The sequence below is a fragment of the Gluconobacter sp. P1D12_c genome, assembly GCF_018812105.1.
Classification (GTDB): Bacteria; Pseudomonadota; Alphaproteobacteria; order Acetobacterales; family Acetobacteraceae; genus Gluconobacter; species Gluconobacter oxydans_A.
Map to the genome: position 1 here is coordinate 1 of NZ_JACSIQ010000853.1, position 362 is coordinate 362.

General features: G+C 54.6%; 1 protein-coding gene. It reads left to right on the forward strand.

Annotation, left to right across the window (positions count from 1 at the left end):
- The coding region (locus KP705_RS19510; RefSeq protein ID WP_215765507.1) for a transposase at positions 1 to 362 on the forward strand (362 nt) is incomplete at both ends.

The window sequence follows — 362 nt, forward strand, 5'->3', positions numbered from 1 at the left end:
GAAGTTCCGGTTCATCCGCGAATGGAAGACGACAGATGCCGCCGCCAGTGATGGCGCGCGATTGAGAGAGGGGCTGCTGGATAAAGCCAATACGGCCTCGAGCGTCTGGACAGATACGGCCTACCGTTCAAAAGCCAATGAGGACTTCATGGAAAAGCAGGGCTTTGTCTCGAAGGTTCACAGGAAAAAACCGCATCTCAAGCCTATGCCCCGGCATATCCAGAGATCCAACGCAGGAAAGTCCGTGATCCGGTCGCGTGTCGAGCATGTCTTTGCCGATCAGAAATCGCAGACAGGACTGTTTGTCCGAACTGTAGGCATAACGCGGGCCAGTATGAGGGTCGGGATGGCCAATATTRTCT